Annotated in this window: 21 protein-coding genes and 1 pseudogene; 19 read left to right on the forward strand and 3 right to left on the reverse strand. The window is 65.3% G+C overall.

Translation table 11 applies throughout. The annotated features are described in order from the left end of the window. Positions 1 to 43 precede the first annotated feature (43 nt). Positions 44 to 1672 carry an MFS transporter gene (locus I2456_RS05230; RefSeq protein ID WP_085073671.1) on the reverse strand — a complete coding sequence of 543 codons (1629 nt, stop codon included), beginning with the start codon at positions 1670 to 1672 and terminating at the stop codon, positions 44 to 46. 147 nt (positions 1673 to 1819) lie between these two features. On the opposite strand from I2456_RS05230, the gene I2456_RS05235 reads away from it, so the two are divergent. Further along, a complete protein-coding gene (locus I2456_RS05235; protein WP_241007948.1) occupies positions 1820 to 2380 on the forward strand; it encodes a TetR/AcrR family transcriptional regulator in 561 nt (186 codons plus the stop codon). A 28-nt stretch (positions 2381 to 2408) separates the two neighbouring features. On the opposite strand, the gene I2456_RS05240 is transcribed toward I2456_RS05235, so the two are convergent. Next, a complete protein-coding gene (locus I2456_RS05240; protein WP_139823104.1) occupies positions 2409 to 2801 on the reverse strand; it encodes a hypothetical protein in 393 nt (130 codons plus the stop codon). 391 nt (positions 2802 to 3192) lie between these two features. Here I2456_RS05240 and rpsJ point away from each other — a divergent pair, with 391 nt between their 5' ends. The 13 genes and pseudogenes from rpsJ (at position 3193) to I2456_RS05305 (ending at position 12403) form a co-directional block, all read left to right on the forward strand. After that, positions 3193 to 3498, forward strand: coding sequence for a 30S ribosomal protein S10 (rpsJ, locus tag I2456_RS05245; RefSeq protein WP_003873519.1), 306 nt, complete (start codon positions 3193 to 3195; stop codon positions 3496 to 3498). Between the two features lie 14 nt (positions 3499 to 3512). After that, a complete protein-coding gene (gene rplC / locus I2456_RS05250; RefSeq protein ID WP_085073673.1) occupies positions 3513 to 4166 on the forward strand; it encodes a 50S ribosomal protein L3 in 654 nt (217 codons plus the stop codon). Continuing rightward, positions 4166 to 4822, forward strand: coding sequence for a 50S ribosomal protein L4 (gene rplD, locus I2456_RS05255; RefSeq protein WP_068033884.1), 657 nt, complete (start codon positions 4166 to 4168; stop codon positions 4820 to 4822). The genes rplC and rplD overlap by 1 nt, the downstream gene beginning before the upstream one ends. Further along, positions 4823 to 5125 carry a 50S ribosomal protein L23 gene (gene rplW / locus I2456_RS05260; RefSeq protein WP_068033882.1) on the forward strand — a complete coding sequence of 101 codons (303 nt, stop codon included), beginning with the start codon at positions 4823 to 4825 and terminating at the stop codon, positions 5123 to 5125. A 27-nt stretch (positions 5126 to 5152) separates the two neighbouring features. Then, positions 5153 to 5995, forward strand: a complete 843-nt coding sequence (gene rplB, locus I2456_RS05265; protein WP_068033880.1) for a 50S ribosomal protein L2 — start codon at positions 5153 to 5155, stop codon at positions 5993 to 5995. 12 nt (positions 5996 to 6007) lie between these two features. Then, on the forward strand, positions 6008 to 6289 hold the full coding sequence (rpsS, locus tag I2456_RS05270; RefSeq protein ID WP_068033879.1) for a 30S ribosomal protein S19: 282 nt from the start codon (positions 6008 to 6010) through the stop codon (positions 6287 to 6289). Beyond that, the gene (rplV, locus tag I2456_RS05275) at positions 6286 to 6831 is read left to right on the forward strand and encodes a 50S ribosomal protein L22 (RefSeq protein WP_068033877.1); all 546 of its coding nucleotides are present in this window, start codon (positions 6286 to 6288) and stop codon (positions 6829 to 6831) included. Before rpsS ends, rplV begins: the two co-directional genes overlap by 4 nt. Beyond that, complete coding sequence (gene rpsC, locus I2456_RS05280) at positions 6831 to 7667, forward strand: 30S ribosomal protein S3 (RefSeq protein WP_085073674.1); 837 nt, start codon at positions 6831 to 6833, stop codon at positions 7665 to 7667. The genes rplV and rpsC overlap by 1 nt, the downstream gene beginning before the upstream one ends. Before the next feature lie 3 nt (positions 7668 to 7670). Beyond that, positions 7671 to 8087, forward strand: a complete 417-nt coding sequence (rplP, locus tag I2456_RS05285) for a 50S ribosomal protein L16 (protein WP_068033873.1) — start codon at positions 7671 to 7673, stop codon at positions 8085 to 8087. After that, the gene (gene rpmC / locus I2456_RS05290; protein WP_085073675.1) at positions 8087 to 8338 is read left to right on the forward strand and encodes a 50S ribosomal protein L29; all 252 of its coding nucleotides are present in this window, start codon (positions 8087 to 8089) and stop codon (positions 8336 to 8338) included. The genes rplP and rpmC overlap by 1 nt, the downstream gene beginning before the upstream one ends. Continuing rightward, positions 8335 to 8697, forward strand: coding sequence for a 30S ribosomal protein S17 (gene rpsQ / locus I2456_RS05295; RefSeq protein WP_371869906.1), 363 nt, complete (start codon positions 8335 to 8337; stop codon positions 8695 to 8697). The genes rpmC and rpsQ overlap by 4 nt, the downstream gene beginning before the upstream one ends. A 233-nt stretch (positions 8698 to 8930) precedes the next feature. After that, positions 8931 to 11303, forward strand: a pseudogene (locus I2456_RS05300) (arylsulfatase). A 194-nt stretch (positions 11304 to 11497) separates the two neighbouring features. Further along, a complete protein-coding gene (locus I2456_RS05305) occupies positions 11498 to 12403 on the forward strand; it encodes a DUF4436 domain-containing protein (protein ID WP_139823108.1) in 906 nt (301 codons plus the stop codon). A gap of 4 nt (positions 12404 to 12407) precedes the next feature. Here I2456_RS05305 and pstS read toward each other — a convergent pair whose 3' ends face one another. Further along, positions 12408 to 13511, reverse strand: a complete 1104-nt coding sequence (gene pstS, locus I2456_RS05310) for a phosphate ABC transporter substrate-binding protein PstS (protein ID WP_085073678.1) — start codon at positions 13509 to 13511, stop codon at positions 12408 to 12410. Between the two features lie 157 nt (positions 13512 to 13668). Here pstS and I2456_RS05315 point away from each other — a divergent pair, with 157 nt between their 5' ends. From I2456_RS05315 to I2456_RS05335, 5 genes are all read left to right on the forward strand, one after another. After that, the gene (locus I2456_RS05315; RefSeq protein ID WP_085073679.1) at positions 13669 to 14610 is read left to right on the forward strand and encodes a DUF4436 domain-containing protein; all 942 of its coding nucleotides are present in this window, start codon (positions 13669 to 13671) and stop codon (positions 14608 to 14610) included. 4 nt (positions 14611 to 14614) lie between these two features. Further along, positions 14615 to 15508, forward strand: a complete 894-nt coding sequence (locus tag I2456_RS05320) for a formylglycine-generating enzyme family protein (RefSeq protein WP_085073680.1) — start codon at positions 14615 to 14617, stop codon at positions 15506 to 15508. A 201-nt stretch (positions 15509 to 15709) separates the two neighbouring features. Beyond that, positions 15710 to 16573: a DUF4436 domain-containing protein gene (locus I2456_RS05325; RefSeq protein WP_420873168.1), complete on the forward strand. Its 864-nt coding sequence runs from the start codon at positions 15710 to 15712 to the stop codon at positions 16571 to 16573. A gap of 34 nt (positions 16574 to 16607) precedes the next feature. Continuing rightward, complete coding sequence (locus I2456_RS05330; protein ID WP_371869905.1) at positions 16608 to 17561, forward strand: DUF4436 domain-containing protein; 954 nt, start codon at positions 16608 to 16610, stop codon at positions 17559 to 17561. Positions 17562 to 17744: 183 nt separating this feature from the next. After that, positions 17745 to 18647: a DUF4436 domain-containing protein gene (locus I2456_RS05335; RefSeq protein ID WP_241007950.1), complete on the forward strand. Its 903-nt coding sequence runs from the start codon at positions 17745 to 17747 to the stop codon at positions 18645 to 18647. The last annotated feature ends 83 nt before the right edge of the window (positions 18648 to 18730 follow it).

Raw genomic sequence — 18730 nt, forward strand, 5'->3', positions numbered from 1 at the left:
GAACCCCGTCCCCCAATTATGAATCGTATGTCCGCGGGCACCCTTACCGAGGCGTTTCGGCCGAACTGTGCGTACCAGATTTCGGTTGGCCGTCGCGCAGGCGCCGGATCGGGCCGAGTTGGCGCCCGTCGCGCCCGGGTGCCCACAGCCCGATCAGCACGGCGGCAACGGTGGATATCACTGCCATGGCGGCCGTCGACGAGTGCATTGCGGTCATGAACGCCGCCTTGGCAAAGGCGGACAACTGGGCGCCCTGCGGGCCGAGCTGGTCGGCGACCTTCACCGCCGCGGCCAGCGAATCCGAGGCCGGTCCGCGCACCGGTGGGGGGAACTCAGCCAATTTCGGCGTGAGCTCTTGGGTGTAGCGCCCGGCCAGGATCGAGCCGGCGACCGCGATTCCCAGCGCGCCGCCCATCTCCCTTGCGGTGTCGTTGACCGCCGAAGCCACCCCCTGCTTCTCGTCGGCGACCGCACCCATGATCGCCGAAGTCGTTGGTGCGGTGCAGAATCCGATGCCGGTGCTCAAGATCAACGTCGGCCAGGCGAATTCGAGGTACGACGAGTGCACGTTGAGCCCCTGCATGCAAGCGAATCCAACCGCCATCAGCAGCGTGCCCACGAACAAGACCGTGCGCAGCCCCAGTTTGGGCAGATACCAGAACGACAACGCCGAGAAGATGCCCAGCGGCACCATGAAGGGTCCCAGGGCCACCGCCGTCATGAGCGGGGAGTAGCCCATGATCTCCTGCACGTACTGCATGCCCAGGTAGAAGAAGCCGAAGGTGCCGGCAAACATGATGACAATGGTCGCGACCCCGGTGGCGAAGCTGGTGTCGCCGAACAGTCGCACGTCCAGCAACGGGTGGCGGCGGCCGGCGGCCAGGCGCAGTTCGACGACGCCGAACACCACCGCCAGCACGGTGCCGCCAGCCAGGCCGCCCCAGACCAGCGGATTGCTCCAACCGCGATGCGGCGCCTCCAAGATGGCGAACACCGCGATCGCCAGCGCCGCACCGATCAGTGCTGCGCCCAGCCAGTCAACCCGCGGCGCATCGCTGTCGCGCGAGGGCGCCACGGTGCACGCCAGCGCGAAGATCACGATCGCGGCACCGGCCAGGGACCAGAAGATGGCATGCCAGTCCCCGAAGTGCAGCATCAACCCCGACCCGATCATCCCCAGCACACCACCGGAGCCCGCGACACCGGCCCAGATGCCAACGGCCTTGACGCGCTGGTCTTTTGGATAGGCCACCGTCAGCAACGACAGCGTCGCCGGCATCACGAACGCCGCGCCCAGGCCGGCCACCGCCCGGCCGGCGATGATCTGGGTCGCGTTGTGCAGCAGTGCCGGGGCCGCCGAACCGAGGGCGAAGATGAGCAGCCCGGTCAGTAGTGCACCGCGCCGGCCATACCGATCGCCGATGGCGCCGGCCGGCAGGAGCAGGCACGCCAGGGCCACGGTGTAGCCGTCGACAATCCAGGTGAGCTGGGTTTGCGTGGCCGCGGTGGCAACCGCGAGATCGGGTAGCGCGGTGTTCAGCGCCGTCATCGACGCAACCACCAGCGCGACGCCCATGCAGGCAACGGTGAGTGTCCACGCTCGTGAGCGAGCGCTATTGCCGATGCTTACCGCACCAGTACGCTGGTCTGGCCGGGCAAGGGTTTCGACCATGGTGATGCGCCTCCTCCCCGGGGCGATCTGGTTTACGAGACTAACGTTCTCGTACATAGACCGATAGTCTGGTGTTCAAACAGGGAGGTGGCTCACATTTCCGACGGGACTGCCGATCCCCGTTCGGCGCGGTCACGGGCTCGCTTGTTGGAAGCCGCAGCCGCACTCTTGGTTGCCGGCGGCCCCAGCGCGGTCACGATCGATGCGGTCACCCGGGCCGCCAACGTGGCCCGGGCAACGTTGTACCGCCATTTCCCGAGTGTCAACGACCTGCTGGCTGCGACGTTCAACAGCCTGATACCGCCGGCGCCGATGCCGCCTGCCGAGGGCTCATTGCGTGATCGGCTGCTGGCCTTGGTACTGGCGCAGGCCGACGTCGTCGCCGAAGCGCCCGCGGTACTGACGGCGATGTCCTGGTTGGCGTTGGGGCCCGACTTGCAGGGGATGCCGGAACCGCGGCATGCCGGTGGGGAGGCGATCAATTCGCTGCGGGAACGTATCGCTCAGCAGTACGCGGCGCCCTTCGATGCGTTGTTCGACAGCTCGGAAGCATCCGAACTGGGTGCGGTCGACCGGTCACGCGCGATCGCCCTGCTGATCGGGCCGTTGGTGCTGGGCCGGTTGAGTACGCTGCCCGACTTCGACTACCGCGAGTGCGCACGAGCCGCGGTCGACGGTTTCCTCTATATACACAGCCGCGGATCGTGAGCTCCTCGACGGGCAGTACCGCGTGCGGTCAGAAGCCGGTGCGATCCTTGATCCGCTGCCGAACCGCGGCCTTGCCGTTGGCCAGCGTCGTCAGACCGAACCGGGTGGCGCTCCAGCTGCATTCGTTGTCCGAGGTCCAACGGATGTACACCAATTCGGAGTGCTCCAGCAGTTGCACGGCTTCATAGATCGATTCGCGCACCGGTCGGGCCTGCACGACGAAGCCCGTTTGCTTGGGGTAGCGGCGGAACATCCAGTCGCTGAGGTCTCCAACGGCGAGCCACGGCACGCGCCTGGGGGCGTCGGGGCCGAAGGCCGCCATGAGTTCGGGAGCCAGCTCGGCCGGCGGCGCGGCGTTGATCCAGTCGATCATGGGTTGGGCGGCGTCACCCTCTCCGGGACTTGACCCGACAATTCCCATGACGACCTCCTCGGGCACGCGCGAACTCCCGAAACGGAGCGTACTGCAGCCTCGACCAGGGATTTGGCTCAAGCGCTGATCTGAGGCATACTGTTCAGGTTGCCTTGAGCCAGGTTTGCGCTTGGCCGGGCATAGACCAGCGCCCAAACGGGCGCGTCCGGTCCCCTCCTTGGAGCGACTAATTTCGGTCGTCTTGAAGGCTGCGTGCGGGTGACACACCCGAGCGCGGGGGCCGGTGGACCACGACAGGTAAACAGCGGCGCTGTATCCGGCGCGACGCTATCGGCCCCGGGCGATTGGGGCGCCGATGTGCGCGTCGGGTGGCACTGGGTCAGAAAACGACTCGACGTCCGGACACGGGCTCGAGTGTGGGAGATGAGGTAGCACAAGCGTGGCGGGACAAAAGATCCGCATCAGGCTCAAGGCCTACGACCATGAGGCCATTGACGCGTCGGCGCGCAAAATCGTCGAGACCGTCGTACGCACTGGCGCCAGCGTCGTAGGGCCGGTGCCGCTGCCGACCGAGAAGAACGTGTACTGCGTCATCCGTTCTCCGCATAAGTACAAGGACTCGCGAGAGCACTTCGAGATGCGGACTCACAAGCGGTTGATCGACATCCTCGATCCGACGCCGAAGACCGTTGACGCGCTGATGCGCATCGATCTTCCGGCCAGTGTCGACGTCAACATCCAGTAGGAATTCGGCGAGCAATGGCGAGAAAAGGCATTCTGGGCACCAAGCTGGGCATGACGCAGGTGTTCGACGAAAACAACCGGGTTGTCCCGGTGACCGTGGTGAAAGCCGGTCCCAACGTGGTCACGCGGATCCGTACCCCCGAGCAGGACGGGTACAGCGCGGTGCAACTGGCCTACGGCGAGATCAGCCCGCGCAAGGTCACCAAGCCGGTCACCGGCCAGTTCACCGCCGCAGGCGTCAACCCGCGCCGTCACCTGGCCGAGTTGCGGTTGGACGACCCCGACGCGGCGACCGAGTACCAGGTCGGCCAGGAGCTGACGGCGGAGATCTTCGCCGACGGCGTCTACGTCGACGTGACCGGTACCTCCAAGGGCAAGGGCTTTGCCGGCACCATGAAGCGGCACGGCTTCCGCGGTCAGGGCGCCAGCCACGGCGCCCAGGCGGTGCACCGCCGTCCGGGTTCCATCGGTGGCTGTGCCACTCCGGCCCGCGTGTTCAAGGGCACCCGGATGGCCGGGCGGATGGGTAACGACCGGGTGACCGTGCAGAACCTGGTGGTGCACAAGGTGGATGCCGAAAACGGCGTGCTGCTGATCAAGGGTGCGGTCCCGGGCCGCACCGGCTCTCTCGTGGTGGTTCGCAGCGCGATCAAACGAGGTGAGAAGTAATGGCTGAGCAATCGTTGACCATCGAGGTCAAGACGCCGGCCGGCTCGGTGGACGGCTCCATCGACCTGCCGGCCGCGCTGTTCGACGTCCCCGCCAACATCGCGCTGATGCACCAGGTGGTCACCGCGCAGCGGGCCGCGGCTCGCCAAGGTACGCACAAGACCAAGACCCGCGGCGAGGTGAGCGGTGGTGGCCGTAAGCCCTACCGCCAGAAGGGGACTGGCCGCGCCCGCCAAGGCTCGACACGGGCTCCGCAGTTCACCGGCGGTGGCACGGTGCACGGTCCCACGCCGCGCGATTACAGCCAGCGCACACCCAAGAAGATGATCGCCGCGGCGTTGCGCGGTGCGTTGTCCGACCGGGCGCGCAACGGCCGTATCCACGCGGTGACCGAACTGGTGGAGGGTCAGACCCCGTCGACCAAGAGCGCCAAGGCTTTCCTGGGCACCCTGACCGACCGCAAGCAGGTCCTGGTGGTCATCGGGCGAAGCGACCAGACCGGCGCCAAGAGCGCGCGCAACCTCCCCGGTGTGCACATCCTGACGCCCGATCAGCTCAACACCTATGACGTGCTGCGGGCCGACGACGTGGTGTTCAGCGTGGAAGCGCTCAACGCCTACATCGCGGCCAACACATCCGAGGAGGTAACGGCGTAGATGGCAACCATCGCTGATCCCCGCGACATCATCCTGGCGCCGGTGATCTCGGAGAAGTCCTACGGCTTGCTCGACGACAATGTGTACACGTTTGTGGTGCACCCGGATTCGAACAAGACCCAGATCAAGATCGCCGTCGAGAAGATCTTCGCCGTCAAGGTCGCATCGGTGAACACCGCCAACCGGCAGGGCAAGCGCAAGCGCACCCGGACCGGATACGGCAAGCGCAAGAGCACCAAGCGCGCCATCGTCACCCTGGCGCCGGGCAGCAAGCCGATCGACCTGTTCGGGGCACCGGCCTAGCCCGACGAGAGAAAGACCTGATTAGACATGGCAATTCGCAAATACAAGCCGACGACCCCCGGCCGTCGCGGTGCCAGCGTGTCCGACTTCGCCGAGATCACCCGGACGACGCCGGAGAAGTCACTGGTCCGTCCGCTGCACGGTCGTGGTGGCCGTAATGCCCACGGCCGCATCACCACTCGCCACAAGGGCGGTGGCCACAAGCGCGCCTACCGGGTGATCGACTTCCGCCGCAACGACAAAGACGGTGTCAACGCCAAGGTCGCGCACATCGAGTACGACCCGAACCGCACCGCCCGCATCGCACTGCTGCACTTCCTGGACGGCGAGAAGCGCTACATCATTGCGCCCAACGGCCTTTCGCAGGGTGACATCGTCGAGTCCGGCGCCAACGCCGACATCAAGCCGGGTAACAACCTGCCGCTGCGCAACATCCCGGCCGGTACCTTGATCCACGCGGTGGAGCTGCGGCCCGGCGGTGGCGCCAAGCTGGCGCGGTCGGCGGGTTCGAGCATCCAGTTGCTCGGTAAAGAGGCCACCTACGCCTCGTTGCGTATGCCCAGCGGTGAAATCCGCCGCGTCGACGTCCGCTGCCGCGCGACGGTCGGCGAGGTCGGCAACGCCGAGCAGGCCAACATCAACTGGGGCAAGGCCGGCCGCATGCGGTGGAAGGGCAAGCGCCCCTCGGTCCGTGGTGTCGTGATGAACCCGGTCGACCACCCGCACGGCGGTGGTGAGGGTAAGACCTCCGGTGGCCGGCACCCGGTCAGCCCGTGGGGCAAGCCCGAGGGCCGCACCCGCAACCCGAACAAAGCAAGCAACAAGCTCATCGTCCGACGCCGGCGCACCGGCAAGAAGCACGGCCGGTAGGAGTAACCAACCATGCCACGCAGCCTCAAGAAGGGTCCGTTCGTCGACGGCCATCTGCTCAAGAAGGTCGACACGCAGAACGAGAAGAACACCAAGCAGGTCATCAAGACCTGGTCGCGGCGTTCGACCATCATTCCCGACTTCATCGGGCACACCTTTGCGGTGCACGACGGCCGCAAGCACGTCCCGGTGTTCGTCACCGAGTCGATGGTGGGGCACAAGCTGGGTGAATTCGCGCCGACTCGGACCTTCAAGGGACACATCAAGGATGACCGAAAGAGTAAGCGGCGATGACCAGTACTGAGTTCCCGTCAGCTGTCGCGAAGGCGCGGTTCGTGCGGGTGTCGCCGCGCAAGGCCCGCCGCGTCATCGACCTGGTGCGCGGCCGCTCGGTGTCCGACGCGCTCGACATACTGCGGTGGGCGCCGCAGGCGGCCAGCGAGCCGGTCGCCAAGGTGATCGCCAGCGCAGCGGCCAACGCGCAGAACAACAACGGCTTGGACCCGACGACGTTGGTGGTGGCCACCGTCTACGCCGACGAAGGCCCGACCGCCAAGCGCATCCGCCCGCGTGCCCAAGGCCGCGCATTCCGGATTCGCCGGCGCACCAGCCACATCACCGTGGTCGTGGAGAGCCGGCCGAGTAAGGACCAGCGGTCGTCGAAGTCGTCCAGGTCGCGCCGCGCCGAAGGCAGCAAGGCCGCCGCGAAGGCGCCTGCCAAGAAGGCTGCCACCGGTTCGGCAGCGAAGAAGGCGCCGGCCGCCAAGAAAGCACCGGCAAAGAAAGCACCCGCCAAGGCGTCTGAGACTTCTGAAGCGAAGGGAGGCTCAGACTAGTGGGCCAGAAGATCAATCCGCACGGCTTCCGGTTGGGCATCACCACCGACTGGAAGTCGCGCTGGTATGCCGACAAGCAGTACTCCGAGTACGTCAAGGAGGACGTCGCGATCCGTCGGTTGCTGTCCACTGGTCTCGAGCGCGCCGGTATCGCCGACGTGGAGATCGAGCGCACCCGGGACCGGGTGCGGGTGGACATCCACACCGCGCGTCCGGGCATCGTCATCGGCCGTCGCGGCACCGAGGCCGACCGGATCCGCGCCGACCTGGAGAAGCTGACCAAAAAGCAGGTTCAGCTCAACATTCTCGAGGTGAAAAACCCTGAGTCACAAGCACAGTTGGTGGCCCAAGGCGTCGCGGAGCAGCTGAGCAACCGCGTGGCGTTCCGCCGCGCGATGCGTAAGGCCATCCAGTCGGCCATGCGCCAGCCCAACGTCAAGGGCATTCGGGTGCAGTGCTCGGGCCGCCTCGGCGGTGCGGAGATGAGCCGCTCGGAGTTCTACCGCGAGGGCCGCGTCCCGCTGCACACCTTGCGGGCCGACATCGACTACGGCCTCTATGAGGCCAAGACAACCTTCGGCCGCATCGGCGTGAAGGTGTGGATCTACAAGGGCGACATCGTCGGTGGCAAACGTGAGTTGGCCGCCGCCGCCCCGGCAGGTGCGGATCGTCCCCGTCGCGAGCGGCCGTCGGGCACCCGACCGCGGCGCAGCGGCGCCTCGGGCACCACGGCGACCGGGACCGACGCCGGCCGCGCGGCGGGCAGCGAAGAAAGCGCTGCGGCCCCCGCGCCCGAGGGCCCGCCAGCAACAGAAGCGCAGAGCACGGAGAGCTGAATCATGTTGATTCCCCGCAGGGTTAAACACCGCAAGCAGCACCACCCCCGCCAGCGTGGCATCGCCAGCGGCGGCACCACGGTGAACTTCGGCGACTACGGCATCCAGGCACTGGAGCACGCGTATGTGACCAACCGGCAGATCGAGTCCGCGCGTATCGCCATCAACCGGCACATCAAGCGTGGCGGCAAGGTGTGGATCAACATCTTCCCGGACCGTCCGCTGACCAAGAAGCCCGCCGAGACCCGAATGGGTTCGGGTAAGGGTTCGCCGGAGTGGTGGGTGGCCAACGTCAAGCCGGGCCGGGTGCTGTTCGAGTTGAGCTACCCCAACGAGCAGACCGCCCGCGCGGCGCTGACCCGTGCGATCCACAAGTTGCCGATCAAGGCGCGCATCGTGACGCGAGAGGAGCAGTTCTGATGGCAGTGGGAGTTTCCCCTGGCGAACTGCGTGAGCTCAGCAACGAGGAACTGACCGATCGCCTGCGTGAGTCCAAGGAAGAGTTGTTCAACCTGCGCTTCCAGATGGCGACCGGACAGCTGAGCAACAACCGCCGGCTGCGCACGGTGCGTCAGGAAATCGCGCGCGTCTACACCGTGCTGCGCGAACGAGAACTGGGTCTGGCATCCGGGCCCGACGGCTCCGACAGCCCCGATGGTAAGGATTCGTGATGGCAGAGGCTACGACCGGCGCTAAAAAGGCCGCTCCGAAGGCGGCTTCCGCGAAGGAAGCCCCGTCGCAGGGCAAGGGCCCCAAGAACACTCCCGCCACGCCCAAGCCGCGCGGTCGCCGCAAGACGCGCATCGGCTACGTGGTGAGCGACAAGATGCAGAAGACCATCGTGGTCGAGCTCGAAGATCGCGTGCGTCACCCGTTGTACGGCAAGATCATTCGCACCACCAAGAAGGTCAAGGCGCACGACGAGAACAGCATCGCCGGCATCGGTGACCGGGTTTCGCTGATGGAGACGCGTCCGCTGTCGGCGACCAAGCGCTGGCGGCTCGTCGAGATCCTGGAAAAGGCCAAGTAGGGCTGTTCGTGTGTGCGGCGGCCGCCGAGTGTGCGGCTAGGGGCCGCGAGGGTGCGCTGAGGGCGGGGATTCGCCGTAAATCCCGCCCTGGACGCCCACTCGAAGCCGTGAACGCACATTCGATTCCCGCCGGCGATCTGGACGCGCGGGAAAACGAGATTCCCGTCCACACTCCGGGTGTAGTCTGCGCGATGTTCGCGCAACTAACTCCACTACGGGAGTGAGGCTGGTGTATGGCTACTGCGGCCGGGTCGCAATCGTCTGAGTTCCACGGCAAGATCGAGCTGGATATTCGCGACTCGGAGCCGGACTGGGGCCCGTACGCCGCCCCCACCGCACCCGAGAACTCGCCGAACATCCTGTATCTGGTGTGGGACGACACCGGCATCGCGACCTGGGACTGCTTCGGCGGGCTGGTCGAAATGCCTGCCATGACGCGCATCGCCGAACGCGGTGTACGGCTTTCCCAATTTCACACCACCGCGCTGTGCTCACCGACGCGAGCCTCGCTGCTGACCGGGCGAAACGCCACCACCGTCGGCATGGCGACCATCGAAGAGTTCACCGACGGCTTCCCCAACTGCAACGGTCGCATCCCCGCCGACACCGCGTTGCTCTCCGAAGTGCTCGCTGAACGCGGCTACAACACCTACTGCGTCGGCAAGTGGCACCTGACCCCGCTGGAAGAGTCGAGCATGGCGTCGACCAAGCGGAACTGGCCCAACTCGCGCGGTTTCGAACGGTTCTACGGGTTCATGGGCGGCGAGACCGACCAGTGGTACCCCGACCTGGTCTACGACAACCACCCGGTGAACCCGCCCGGCACCCCCGAGGACGGTTACCACCTGTCCAAGGACATCGCCGACAAGACCATCGAGTTCATCCGCGATGCCAAAGTCATTGCGCCGGACAAGCCTTGGTTCAGCTACGTATGCCCCGGAGCGGGTCACGCCCCGCATCACGTCTTCAAGAACTGGGCGGACAAATACGCCGGCACCTTCGACATGGGTTATGAGCGCTACCGCGAAACCGTGCTGGAGAACCAGAAGTCGCTGGGCATTGTGCCCCCGGACACCGAATTGTCGCCCATCAACCCCTACCTGGATGTCAAAGGGCCACAAGGGGAGCCGTGGCCGCTGCAAGACACGGTGCGACCGTGGGATTCGCTCAACGATGAAGAGAAGAAGCTGTTCGCCCGGATGGCCGAGGTGTTCGCCGGGTTCCTCAGTTACACCGATGCCCAAATCGGCCGAATACTCGACTATCTCGAGGAGTCCGGTCAATTGGACAACACCATCGTCGTGGTGATCTCCGACAACGGCGCCAGCGGTGAAGGGGGGCCCAACGGATCGGTCAACGAGGGCAAGTTCTTCAACGGCTACATCGACACGGTGGAAGAAAGCATGAAGCTGTTCGACCACCTCGGCGGCCCGCAGACCTACAACCACTACCCGATCGGGTGGGCGATGGCGTTCAACACGCCCTACAAACTGTTCAAGCGGTACGCCTCGCACGAAGGCGGCATCGCCGACACGGCAATCGTCTCCTGGCCCAGCGGGATTGCGGCACACGGCGAAGTCCGCGACAACTACGTCAATGTCTGCGACATCACCCCGACCGTCTATGACCTGTTGGGCATGACAGCGCCGGAGACGGTCAAGGGTATCCGGCAGAAGCCGTTGGACGGTGTGAGTTTAAAATCGGCACTCGACGACCCGTCCGCCGACACCGGCAAGACCACCCAGTTCTAGTCCATGCTGGGCACCCGCAGCATCTGGCATCAAGGCTGGTTCGCCAACACCATTCACGCCGCCACCCCGGCCGGCTGGTCCCACTTCGAGGCCGACCGCTGGGAGCTGTTCCACATCGAAAATGACCGCAGCCAATGCCACGACCTCGCTGCCGAACATCCCGACAAGCTAGAGGAGCTCAAAGAGCTGTGGTTGTCGGAGGCGGCCAAATACAACGGCCTGCCGCTCTCGGACCTCAACCTCATGGAGACGCTGACGCGGTCGCGGCCCTACCTGGTCGGCGAACGGTCCAGCTACATCTACTATCCCAACTGCGCCGACGTCGGCATCGGCGCGGCCGCCGAGCTCCGCGGTCGGTCGTTCGCCATCCTGGCCGACGTCACCGTGGACACCACCGGCGCCGAAGGGGTGCTGTTCAAGCAGGGCGGCGCGCACGGCGGACACGTGCTGTTCCTCCAGGATGGCCGGCTGCATTACGTGTACAACTTTCTCGGCGAGCGCCAGCAGCTGGTCTCCTCCGACGGCCCGATCCCGTTGGGCCGGCACATGTTCGGGGTTCGGTATGTGCGTACCGGAACAGTGACCAACAGTCATACCCCGCTCGGGGACCTCGCGTTGTACATCGATGATCACCCGGTCGGCACCCTGGCCGAGGTGATCACTCACCCGGGTACTTTCGGGTTGGCCGGCGCCGGCATCACCGTCGGGCGTAACGGCGGGTCGGCAGTGTCCAGCCGCTACAAGGCGCCCTTCAACTTCACCGGGGGCACCATCGCGCAAGTCACCGTCGACGTATCGGGCCGGCCCTATGAAGACGTCGAAGCCGAACTCGCACTTGCCTTTTCCCGCGACTAAGGCACCGGCGCGTCGGTTCAGGGCCGCGCCGGTGTACGTGTTGTCGGCGGTGTCGGCGCAAGACTTTGCGGTCGTCATACCCGGAACCGCGCGGTCAAACTGCTAGCATCTGACGCCTAATCGTCTCGCGAGCTGGGGGTAAACCCGTGACTGTGAACCCGACGCCACCGCCTCCACCTCCGACGGCGCCGACGGTGCCGACGAGCAGCGGCTTCCACGGCCGGCGCTTTGCCATCGGCTTCGGCATCGTACTGGCGGTTGTCACCGTCTATGCGTTGTCACTGGTTGGGGTTCACCTGCTGGCACGATCGGCGCCGCCGCTTCCGCCGGTGGATTTCAGTCAACATTCGGCGGACGACACCATCGTGCAGGTGCGCCTCAGTGAGGTCAAGACCGTCGCCAATCGGCTGATGGTCAATGTCCTTGTCTATCCGAAAGATTCGCTTTACGACAAAGACTTCGGCGTGCTGACCACCAACGCGGTGGTGCGTCTGTATCCGGAGAACGACCTGGGCGATCTGCAGTATCCGGTCGGCAAGGCCCCTGCGCAGGTCGCGACCAGCATCGAGGCGCACGGGGATGCCGGGAACTGGCCGTTCGACTCCTACAAGACCGACATCATTGCGGCCGACGTCTTCACCGGGTCCGGTCCGAACCGGGAAAAGGTACCTGCCCGTGTGGAAGTGGTGGGTTACATGGACGGCTGGGACGCGACCCTGACCCGCGTGCACGACCCCGACGAATCCGACCCCAATACCCAGGACGACGTCATCATCACGGTGCACCGGTCCAAGAGCTCGCTGATCTTCGACATCGGAATCTGCCTGGTGCTGCTTGCGCTGCCGGCCTTGGCGCTGTGGGTGGCCATTCCCATGGCGCTGGGGCGGACGTCGTTCCTACCGCCGTTCTCGACCTGGTACGCGGCGATGCTGTTCGCCATCGTCCCGCTACGCAACATCCTGCCCGGCTCCCCACCCTTCGGCTCGTGGATCGACCAAGCGTTCGTGTTGTGGGTGTTGATAGCCCTGGTGGTGGCGATGTCACTGTTCGTCGTCGCCTGGACTCGTCAGCGAGATCGAAAGCCGCCGAAAACCGCTTGATGCATCAGCTGATCGCGTCCACCGCGCCGGACACTCGGGCTTGGAAATCCGGCGACAGCGGGATGTAGCCGTGCTGGTCGAGGTCGGGTTGGCCGGGCCCGATCGCCGCCTGCAGGAAAGCCTTGACCGCCTCCGCGACGCCGGCGGTGGGGTACTTCGAGCAGACGATCTCGTAGGTGGCCAGCACGATCGGATACACATCCGGTTGCGTGGGGTTGTAGAACGACGAGATGTCGAGCACCAGGTCGTTGCCCTTACCGACGATCTTGGCCCCGGCGATCGTCTTGCCCACCGAGTCAGTGCCAATGCGCACCGGGCGCAACGACTTGCGGCTCGCTCCGGTCTTGATTTCGGCGGCGAACAGCCCTTGCTCCATGGCGTAAGACAACAAGTTGTAGGAGATCGCGCCTTCGGTGTTCTTCACTGCCGCCGAGGTGCCTTCGTTGCCGAAGGCGCCGGTGCCGACGCCGCCGCTGAAAGTCTTGCCCGTGCCCTTGTTCCACGCGCCTCCCGCAGCGGCCTGCAGGTAGTCCTGGAAGTTCTCGGTCGTGCCGGACTCGTCGTTGCGGTAGATGACGCGGATGTCCTCTGCGGGCATCGACGCGTTGAGCGCGCTGATGGCCGGATCGTCCCAGCGCTTGATCGTGCCGTTGAAGATCTTGGCCAGCGTCGGCGCGTCGAGCACCAACCGGTCGACCGCATTGAGGTTGTAGGTGATTGCCAGTGGCCCGAACACCACGGGCAGATTCCACGCGTCCGCGCCGCCACATCGCTGCTTGGCGGCAGCGTATTGCGGCCCGGTCAACGGAGTGTCCGATCCGGCGAAATCCGTTTTGCCGGCAAGGAACTCGTTGATCCCGGCGCCGGAGCCGATAGCGGAGTAGGCGAGCGACTGCCCGGGGCAGGTCTTGTGATAGGCGCTGATGAACTGGGTCATCGCGGGCGCCTGGGCGGTCGAGCCGCTGGCGGCTATCGCCTGCTTACCGCCGCACTCCACCTTGGCGCCGCTGGCGTACACCAGCGTGGTGTGGTGGGTGGAGCATGCCGACACCGCGAGGACACCCGCGGCCAGCAAGCTCGCGGCGGCAACGATTCGCTTGTGCTTCATGACGACATTTAGAGCCATCGAGATAGCCCGCAAACAAACTGCGGATGAACGATGGGCGTGGTAACGGCAGTTCCTAGGAAATTCCGATGTTCCCGCGCGTCGGCCGTCGGTTAGCTACCATCTGCACGTCCTATACGCGAAAAGCGGGAGGTAACCGATGACCACGGAGGCGCCACCGACACCACCGGCATCGCCGAACCCGCCTGGCGCCGCAGGCCACGCCGCGCCACGCGACAAGGCGCGCGGACGGCGTTTGGTCATCGGTCTGGGCATCCTGTTGGCCTTCCTGCTCGTGTACATCCTTTCGCTGTTCGGTGTGCACTGGCTCTCGAAGTCGGCGGGTCCGCTCAAGGCGCCCGACCTGGGCACCGCCGAGGACACCGTGGTGCTGGTCCGGCTGGAAGAGCTGAAGACCGTTGCCAACCGGCTCTCGGTGAAGGTGCTGGTGATTCCCGAAGACAAGATGTTCGACCAGCGCCTCGACGTGCTGACCACCGACACCGCCGTGCGGTTCTACCCGGAGAACGACATGGGCGACCTCGTCTACCCGGCGGGCAAGCGGCCGGCGCAGGTCGCGACGACGCTTGAGGCCCACGGTGACCCCGGAAACTGGCCGTTCGACTCCTACACCACCGATCAGATCTCGGCCGATATCCTTGTGGGACAGGGCAGTGACCGCAAATTCGAGCCGGCTCGCGTCGAGGTGACCGGACAGATGGAAGGCTGGGATGTGAGCCTGCAACGCGCTCACAACAACGATGAGCCCGACCCGAATGTGAAAGACGACGTAATCATCACCCTGCACCGGTCCAAGGGCCCGCTGATCTTCGACCTGGGCATCTGCCTGGTGCTATTCAGCCTTCCTGCGTTGGCGTTCGCGGTGGCCATCCAGATCGCGCTGGGCAAGCGGAAGTTCGTGCCGCCCTTTGTAACCTGGTTCGCGGCAATGCTTTTCGCCGTCATACCGATCCGCAACTTCCTGCCCGGCGCACCGCCACCCGGTGCCTGGGTGGACCAGGCCCTGGTGCTCTGGGTGTTGATAGCGCTGGTCGCGGCGATGGCCATGTACATGCTGATCTGGTATCGACAATCGGACTGACGCTGTGCTGACCGAGCTGGTAGACGTGCCTGGCGGCAAATTCCGCATGGGTTCGACCAGCTTCTACCCGGAGGAAGCGCCGATCCACACGGTGGCCGTGGAAGCCTTCGCGGTCGAGCGACATCCCGTCACCAACGCTCAGTTCGCCGAATTCGTCGCGGCCACCGGCTATGTGACCATCGCCGAGCAGCCGATCGACCCGGCACTCTATCCGGGAGCGGATCCGGCCGACTTGTGCGCTGGCGCAATGGTTTTCCGGCCCACCGCAGGGCCCGTCGACTTGCGCGACTGGCGGCAGTGGTGGACGTGGGTGCCCGAAGCCTCGTGGCGTCACCCGTTCGGTCCGGATGGCCCGGACAGCACCGATGCGGACCGAGCCGACCACCCCGTGGTACAGGTCGCCTATCCGGACGCCGCGGCGTACGCGCGGTGGGCCGGGCGGCGACTACCCACCGAGGCGGAGTGGGAGTACGCGGCGCGCGCCGGTGCCACGACCACCTACGCCTGGGGCGACGAGGCGACACCGGATGGCCAGTTGATGGCCAATACCTGGCAGGGCCGGTTTCCTTTCCGCAACGACGGGGCGCTCGGCTGGGTGGGGACCTCACCGGTCGGTGCCTTCGCGCCCAACGGATTCGGCTTGCTCGACATGATCGGCAATGTCTGGGAATGGACGACTACGAAGTTCTCCGCACACCACCGGCTTGATCAGCCCCCGAAGGCATGCTGCACGCCGTCGGGGCCCCCCGATCCGACCGTCAGCCAAACCTTGAAGGGCGGCTCGCACCTGTGCGCGCCGGAGTATTGCCATCGTTATCGGCCGGCCGCGCGATCACCCCAGTCCCAGGACACCGCGACCACCCACATCGGGTTTCGCTGCGTGGCCGCGTCTAAGTAGCCCAGCAAACCCTCAGGTTAAGCCGCGATGGCCGCTGAGTGACGGCGCTTCGAACGCCGCGCGCGCCCGGTGAGGGTTCGCTAGCCTGACGCCGTGACCGCTGAGGCGCCGCCGACCGAGGCTCCAGAAACCCAGAGTCTGCCAACCGCGGCTGCGCCGCCAACCGCGGCGGCGCCGAAGAAGTCGCGCAAGCCGCGTGTCCTGGTCGGGGTGGCGGTGCTGGTGGCCGTCGTCTCCACCTACGCCCTGTCGTTGCTCGCGGTCCATTTGCTGGAACGGTCCGAGGGGCCGCTGCCGCCGCTGGACCTGGGCTCGGCCGGCGCCGAGGAAACGATCGTCCAGTTGCGCCTGGAGGAGCTCAAGACGGTCGCGAATCGGCTGACCGTCAATGTGCTTGTGTATCCGGGGGATTCGCTCTACGACAAACGTTTCGACGTGCTGACCACCGACATCGCGGTACGGCTGTATCCACGCAGTGACTTGGGTGATCTGCAATTCCCGGCTGGGAAGACGCCGGCGCAAGTGAGCACGACGATCGAGGCGCACGGCGATCCAGGCAACTGGCCGTTCGACACCTACAAGACCGAACAGCTTTCGGCTGATGTGTTGGTGGGCACCGGCGACAACCGCAGGAGGATTCCCGCACGGGTCGAGGTGACCGGATCACTGGACGGGTGGGAAGTCGCACTCGCGCGTGTTCATTCCAGCGGTGATCCCGGGCCGGCTTCGCGCGTGCAGGGCAACAACGCCGACGTCGTCGTCAAACTGCAACGGGCGAAAGGTCCGCTTATCTTCGACCTGTTCATCTGCGCAGTCCTCGTGACCTTGCCGACGCTGGCGCTGCTGGTGGCGGTCCCCATGGCAATGGGGAGGCGAAAGTTCGTGCCTCCGTTCGCAACCTGGTATGCGGCCAACCTTTTCGCCATCGTCCCGCTCCGCAACATCCTGCCCGGCTCTCCACCGCCCGGGGCGTGGATCGACCAAGCCATCGTGCAGTGGGTGCTGATCGCGCTGACCGTGGCGATGAGTCTGTACATCCTCGCCTGGGTTAGGCAGTCGGACTGAGCCTTCGCTGAATGGCGGCTGGCCGCTGTGCCGGTTGCTACGATCTGACCCCGTGTCGCATGACCAGGCGGTGACCGCAGCCGACGATTCCGTGGACGCTGCACCGACACCTGAACCCAAGCACATGTCGCGAAGAAAGCACCTTGTGCTGGACACGTGCATCATCGTCGGCGTTGCGGTTCTCTACGTCTTGTCGTTGCTGGGCTATCACTGGCTGGCCAGCACGCCGGGACCCTTACCCAAGCCGGACGTCGGCACCACCGCGGACACCGTGGTGTTGGTGCGCTTCGAGCAACTGCACACCGTCGCCAACCGGCTTGACGTGAAAGTTCTTGTGTTGCCAGATGATTCGATGACCGATAGACGTCTCAACGTGATCACCGTCGATGCCACGGTGCGTCTGTACCCCGGTAACGACTCGGGCGACCTGCACTATCCGGTCGGTAAAACACCTGCCCAGGTGGCCACGACCATCGAGGCCCATGGCGACCCGGCGAACTGGCCGTTCGACACTTACACCACCGACCCCATCCACGCCGACATGCTGGTGGGGTCCGGGGAGCACCGCGCGCCCAAACCCGCCCGGGTGGAAGTCACCGGAACCCTGGATGGTTGGGACATCCGCGTCCAGCGGGTAGGAGATTCCAGTAGCAGCGTGTCGGATCGTCCCGACGACGTTGTCATCACCCTGCAAAGAGCCAAGGGTCCGTTGGTGTTCGACCTCGGCATCTGTCTGGTGCTCTTCACGCTGCCGACTCTCGCGCTGTTCGTCGCGATCCAGATGGTTACGGGCCGAAGGGAATTCTTGCCGCCGTTCGGCACCTGGTACGCCGCGATGTTGTTCGCCGTGGTGCCACTGCGCAACATCCTTCCCGGCTCGCCGCCGATGGGTTCGTGGATCGATCAGGCCGTGGTGATCTGGGTGCTCATCGCCCTGGCTACGGCGATGGTGATTTACATCGCCGCGTGGTACCGGCATGCCCGTTAGGTGCTTATCGGCAAGGTAGCAACTTGCCCTGCGGCTAGCGGAGTCCGCCGTGTTAAGGCTGGTGGCGCGCCATGTTAAATGCTGGTAGCGCAGCTCATTCCAAGCTGCTAGCAAACACTTACGTTGCTAACATCACGCTCCGTGACGGTTCAGAAGGAACACGTCCTGGCCGAGACCTTCGCGCTGCCCGCCAACGGGAATGTCGTCGCGCCCGCGCCATCTGTCCGGAGACGCCGCAGACGGCATTTCCTGGTCGATGTCGGCATTGTCGTCGGAGTCGTCGTCGTCTACGTGCTGTCGCTGTTCGGCTATCACTGGCTTGCCACCGCACCCGGTCCGCTTCCCGAGCCCGACCTCAGCACCGTCGATAACACGGTGGTGTTGGTGCGCATCGAGCAACTGCACCACGCCGAGCACAGACTGGACGTGAAAGTGCTTGTGATGCCCGATGATTCGATGGTCGATAAGCGCCTGGGCGTACTGACCGTGGATACCTCGGTGCGGTTCCTGCCGCGCAACGACCTGGGGGACCTGCAGTATCCGATCGGCAAGTCGCCGGCGCAGGTGGCCACCACCATTCCCGCCCACGGCGAACCCGGCGACTGGCCTTTCGATACCTATCGAACCGACACCATCCAGGCCGACGTGCTCGTCGGGTCCGGCGACAACCGTCAATACAAACCGGCTCGGGTGGAAGTCACCGGGTTGATGGAAGGCTGGGACATCTCGGTGACCCGGGTCGGGCGCAACAGCGTGGATCCGGCCCGTCCGGACAACGTCATCATCACTTTGCAGCGGGCTAAGGGGCCGCTGGTGTTCGACCTCGGCATCTGCTTGGTGCTCATCACGCTGCCGACCTTGGCGCTGTTCGTCGCGATCCAGATGCTAACGGGACGGCGGAAGTTCCTGCCGCCGTTCTCGACGTGGTATGCCGCGATGTTGTTCGCCGTCGTGCCGTTACGCAATATCCTGCCGGGCGCGCCGCCGACGGGGTCCTGGATTGATCAGGCCGTCGTCATCTGGGTGCTGATAGGGCTGGCCACGGCGCTGGTCCTCTATGTCGCCGCATGGTATCGATCTGAGTAGTTGTCGTATTCGGCTACGCCGAGGTGCTCGGGCCTGACCTGGTGAAGGCCGGTTACATCGTCGGTCCCTCCCCGCCTGCACGG

The sequence above is a fragment of the Mycobacterium kubicae genome (genome assembly GCF_015689175.1).
Classification (GTDB): Bacteria; Actinomycetota; Actinomycetes; order Mycobacteriales; family Mycobacteriaceae; genus Mycobacterium; species Mycobacterium kubicae.